Origin of the sequence: Actinomycetospora sp. (genome assembly GCF_036497245.1) — a bacterium.
Classification (GTDB): Bacteria; Actinomycetota; Actinomycetes; order Mycobacteriales; family Pseudonocardiaceae; genus Actinomycetospora.
This window is the reverse complement of record NZ_DASXJS010000266.1, coordinates 1-5,397: the sequence shown is the minus strand read 5'-3', so window position 1 is coordinate 5,397 and position 5,397 is coordinate 1. Positions and strand designations below refer to the sequence as shown.

Sequence of the window (5,397 nt, the reverse complement as noted above, 5' to 3'; positions counted from 1 at the left end):
GTGTCGCGGTCGAGGATCGCCACCGACGTCCCGAGCGATGCCACGCCGAGCAGCACGGTGACCACCGCGGTGAGCACCACCGGGCGGGAGCGGACGACCACGACCGCGGCGAGGAACACCAGCAGCATCGCCACACCGAGGTAGGACCCCTGCTCCCCCGCGTAGGCCCGCAGATGGGGGGCGAGCGCGTCGGTGCCGGGACGGATCGCCATGAGTGGCGAGGGCACGGCGAGGTTCGCGAGGTCGGCGCCCATCGTGACCGCGTCGCGGATCGAGCCGCGCGGACGGCTCGGGCCACGCAGCAGCACCCACGCCGGCCAGGCACCCAGCACCGCGATCACGGCCAGACAGGCCAGCAGCGACCGGGCGAGCGCGGGGAGCCGTCCCCACGTGGCCCGGGGCGCCGACACCGCCAGCACGACGGCGACGACCGCGAGCGCGACGACCCCCAGCGCGACCGTCTGGGTGTAGAGCCCGACCTGCACCGCAAGCGCGAGCCCGAGCAGCGCCCCGACCCGCCAGGGCCGCACCTCCCTGCCGTCCGGCCCGCGACCGCCCAGCACCCGCACCGACGCCCACAGCACGACCGGCGGGAACACCATCCAGACCAGGTTCACGTGGCCCACCCACGCGTGGGCGATCACGAACGGCGAGAACCCGTACACGAGCCCGGCGAGCGCGCGGACCCACCGCGGCCCGACGAGCACCACCAGCGCGCGGTACGCGGCGTAGGCCGAGACGGCGGGGCCGAGGATCATGGCCACGTTGTCGGCGACGACGGGTCCCGCCGTCGCGGTCACCGGCGCGAGCAGCACCCCGAGCACCGGCACCCCGGTGTTCCACATCCCGTTGACGCCGTCGGGGGCGTTCTGGCCCGTCGAGGTCAGCGGGTCCAGGCCGTGGCCCAGCGCGTACCAGGTCCAGCCCAGCCACCAGGTGAACAGCGACGAGTCCGAGGAGACCCACCCCGTCGCGCGTCCGGCGAGGTCGCCGAGCACGCGGTGGAACAGCAGGCCCGAGGCGGCGAGGTAGGCGACGACGACGCCGAGCTCGGCGGCGATCCAGGTCAGCCGAGCCGTCCGCGGCGGCGTCGGGTCGTCGACCGCGGGCTCCGTGACGGTGATGGTCGTCAGTCGGGCCTCCCACGCCGGGTCCGGGCGGCGAGCGAGCGCCACCCCCGCAGAATCTAACGACAACACAGGAGCCATCCGCGCCGCGGGACGGGCTTCACCACCCCGCGGCCGGGCGGTTGTTAGCGTCATCGTCCGGCGGTTCGAGCAGCGTGAGGGGAGCGAGGCGTGGGCGAAGGCACCGATCGCGGTGTCGAGCCGTCGGACGGCGACTCCGGGTCGACGACCACGGTCGGGCTCCTGCTGCGTCGCCTCGTCCCCATCCGGACCGGAACCCGGACCGCGGCGTCACCCGCCGACGACTCCACGACCGAGCCCGTCAGCCGTCCCGCCGCGAACGGTCACGACTCCGACGTCTCCGACGCCTTCACTCCCGACGACGGCCCCGACCACTGGGGGCCCGACGACTGGGGCCTCGACGGTCTGCTCGTCGCCCGGGTCGTCGCGGTGGCGTCCGCACTGGTCGCCGTGGTCTGTGGGCTCCTGCTGCCGTTCGCACCGGTGGTGCAGAGCAGCCCCGAGATCCGCTGGCCGGTCGACGTCGCGCGACCCGACCCGACGATGCTGATGCTGACCGCCTATCAACCGGAGTCGTTCTCCGTGCGGTTCAGCTGCCAGGTGGCCCGCGCGGCGGGCAGCACCCCGGACGGCTACGTGTTCACGACGATGTCCCCGACCTCGGGCGACTTCGACGACAAGGCGCTCTCGGTCCAGGTCCGCTCGGACGTGGTGACGGTCCGCAGCGCGGGCCAGGACGTCGGCGCCGAGCGCATTCCGCCGGGCGACTGCTCCTACGACGTGGCCGGTGACGCCGCACGGGTCACGATGAGCCGCGACGGCCAACCGCTCGGGCAGCTGATGCCACACCTGGGCGAGGCCGACCCGGACGAGATCAAGAACGTCCCGCCGAACTCGGAGCCCGCGCCGAAACCGATCAGCGCGCTCCCCGACATCGACGCGCTGTCCACGTCGCTGCGCACCCTTCCCGGCGCCACGCCCGCCGACCTCGCCGTCAGCATCCACCCCGACGACCGCTACGCGAGCTCGCCGAGCGCCTTCAAGTCCGGGCTGATCACCGCCACCGTCCTCGCCGTCGTCCTCGGCGGGCTGGCGACGACGACGGCCATCTGGCTCGGCCGCCGTCGCACCCGCTGGCGCGACCGCGCGGACGTCCGGGCGGAGCAGGCCGCGGACCGCGACCCGGCGGACGGCTGGGCGCCGCCGCCGTGGGCCCCGGCATGGTGGGCGCGGATCGACGCCGGGGTGCTGTCCGGCATCGGGCGCTTCCGGCCTCGGCTCGTCGACCCGGTGGTCATCGCGGTCCTGGTGTCCTGGCTCTATCTCGCGCCGCTCACCGACGACGACGGCTACTACTCGGAGATGGCGGCGAACGTCCCGTTCGCGGGGTACGTCCCGAATTACTTCCAGCTCTACAACCAGGGCTTCACGCCGTTCGCCTGGCCCTACTACCTGTTGTCGTGGTGGCAGGAGCAGGCCGGCTTCTCGCCCGTGGCGCTCCGGGTGCCCTCGGTGGTGCTGGGCATCGTCACCTGGATCGCGATCCGGGTGTTCGTCGCCCGATGCCCCGGCCTCACGCACCCCTGGCGCGATCACCGGTGGATCGCGTTCGCGAGCCGGGCCGTGCTCGGCACCGCGTTCCTCGCGTGGTGGCTGCCCTACGACGTCGGCACCCGGCCCGAGCCGTACACCGCGGTGTTCGCCGCGCTGGCCCTCGCCGTCGTCGCCGAGGGCATCGAGCGGGAGCGGATGGACCTGATCGCCCTCGCCGTCGGGCTCGGCGGAATCGGGCTGATGACCGCCCCGACCGGCTTCGTCTGCCTCGCCCCGCTCCTCGCGGCCGCCCCGACGGCATGGCGGGTGATCCGGGAGCGCTCGTCGCACTGGTGGGAGATCCCGCCGCGCTGGCTCGTCGTGATCGCACCCGGTGCGCTCGGCGCGGTGGCGGGCTTCGCGGACGGCACGTACGGCGACTTCGTACGCTCCCAGCAGATCTTCGCGCCGATCCAGCGGGCGCAGACCTGGTACCTGGAGTTCGAGCGGTACGCGAGCCTGCTGAACGAGACGTCCCGGTTCGGGGCGTACGCGAAGCGGACCGCGGTGCTGCTCTGCCTGCTCGCGATCGTCGGGTTCCTCGTCACGGCGGTGATCGCCCGGGTACGGGGCCTGGGCGTCCCGCGCCGGCTCATGCACGCGGGCTGGACGACCATCCTGGCGTTCGCGCTGCTGCTGCCCACCCCGAGCAAGCCGTCCCACCACTTCGGGGCCATCGCGGGGGTCGGCGTCCCGTTCCTCGCGCTGATCCTGGTCGCCGGACCGGGACTCGTCCGCCGCGCGGCGGGGACCAGCAAGGGGAAGGTGCCCGTCCCGGCGATCCTCGCCGCCGCGGTGGCGGCGGTCGGCGTCGTCGCGCTGGCCGGCCACGGCCGCAACCGCTGGGGCTTCACGTGGGGCCTCGGGCAGCCCTCGTGGCTCGACTTCCCCTCGGTGAAGGGCTTCTACTTCGACGAGCCGCAGTACTGGGCCGTCGTCCTCGCGGTGATCGCCGTCGTCGTCGCGCTGGTGACGACGTGGTGGGCCCGCCGCTGGCGGCCGTGGTCGTTGCTGGTGGCGATCCCGGTGCTGTGCGTCGTGGCGATGTTGGCCACCACCGGGCGCCTGGTCGCGGACTCGGTGCTCGCCGCCCAGCACACCACGACCACCTACTCCCCCGAGGCGGACGCGTGGCAGGACCCGTCCGCGTCCCGGTGCGGCGCCGAGCAGGCGATCGACGTGCTGTCCCAGGAGCAGAACCCGCTCGCACCGCTGCGCCCGGTCCCCCCGGCCGACGACGAACCGCCGGACCAGGCGTTCCCGCGTGACGCCTTCCTGCCCTCGAGCCGTCCACCCGCCGACCTGCCCCGCGCGCTGCCGGTGTGGGGGAGCTTCCGCCCCCCGTTCGAGGGGCGGTCACCGGACTCGCGGACCGGCACCTTCACCACGGGATGGTTCCGGCTGCCACCGGGTCCCCCCAGCGGCGTCGCGATCACGACGGCGGTGTCCGGCCGGCTCGGCGAGGGCAACTCGCTGCGGCTGGAGTTCGGCAAGCAGGACGGACCCGCCGTCACGGAGCTCGGCGGGATCGATGTCGACGAGAAGAGCGACACCACCGACTGGCGGTCGGTGGACATGACGAAGTCGCAGAACCCGCCCCCGGACGCGGGCCTCGTCCGGATCGCCGCCACCGACACCACGAGCGACGTCGGAGGCTGGCTCGCGTTCACGGCGCCGCTCGTCCAGCGGTGGCAGCCGATGACCTCGGTGCTCCCGCGCGACGGCGTCTTCAGCGTGAACTGGGAGAACTCGTTCCTCTTCCCGTGCGTCCACCAACCGATCCAGCAGAACGGCATCACGCAGACGATGGACGGGTTCCTCGGCTACGGGGAGAGCACGGGATCGGCGCTCGCCGACTTCCAGGCGCGCACGAACGCCGGGGGCGTCGTCGGGAACGCCTACCGCGAGGCCGACGTGACCGCGCTGCCGACCCGGTTCCGCGACTTCCCGGACGTCGACGACAACGTGACCGTGATGTTCTTCGAGCAGCCCTACCGGAGCGGGGCCTACACCCTGGTGCCGGGTTCGCGGACGGTGTCCGGGTCCGCGCCGTAGGGCCCTGGTCAGACCGCCCGGAGCACGAACATCGAGGACTCGCCCGTACCCGGGCGCAGCAGCATCCGGCCGGCGAGGAACTGCACGAACCCGGGCACGGCGTAGCGCGCCGCGTCGAGCAGCTTCGGCAGCCGCGAGTACGGCACGTCCCAGAGGCCGTCGGTGCCCTCCCGCTCGACGGTGAAGCCGTGCTCGCGCAGGAATCCCGCCCACTCGGCATGGGGCTTGAGGTTGATGTGCGTGGGGTCGGCGAACCCCATCCACGCGTCCCCCGCGAGGCGCCTGCCCCGGCCCGCGGGGTCGGGCATGACGACGAGGGCCTGCCCGCCCGGGCGGAGGACCCGCCGCCACGTGGCGAGCACCTCGGCGGCCGTCGCGTCGTCGAGGTGCTCGAGGACGTGGATGGCGGTCAACGCGCCGAAGCCGTCCGTGGGCAGGTCGTCGTTGCTGGTGGTGATCGTGGCGCCGGGGGCGTTGCCGCGGGCGGCGTTCGCGCTCCACTCGGAGAGCTCGACCCCCCACGCGGGGCCCAGCGCGGAGAGCCTGCGCACCAGGTGGCCGGTGCCGCAGCCGAAGTCGAGGTAGGGCCCGCCGTCGGTGT

At 73.7% G+C, this 5,397-nt stretch carries 3 protein-coding genes; 1 reads left to right on the top strand and 2 read right to left on the bottom strand.

The genetic code is table 11. The features are described from left to right. Window positions 1-1,175 (bottom strand): hypothetical protein (locus VGI02_RS27210; protein ID WP_331632877.1); only part of this gene is annotated, 1,175 nt, incomplete at its 3' end. Between the two features lie 123 nt (window positions 1,176-1,298). Between VGI02_RS27210 and VGI02_RS27205 the strand changes: the two genes are divergently transcribed. Next, entirely contained in the window at window positions 1,299-4,796 is a 3,498-nt protein-coding gene (locus VGI02_RS27205) for an arabinosyltransferase domain-containing protein (RefSeq protein ID WP_331632876.1), read from the top strand. An 8-nt stretch (window positions 4,797-4,804) separates the two neighbouring features. Here the strand turns inward: VGI02_RS27205 and VGI02_RS27200 are convergent. Then, a partial coding sequence (locus VGI02_RS27200; RefSeq protein WP_331632874.1) for a class I SAM-dependent methyltransferase occupies window positions 4,805-5,397 on the bottom strand: 593 nt, incomplete at its 5' end.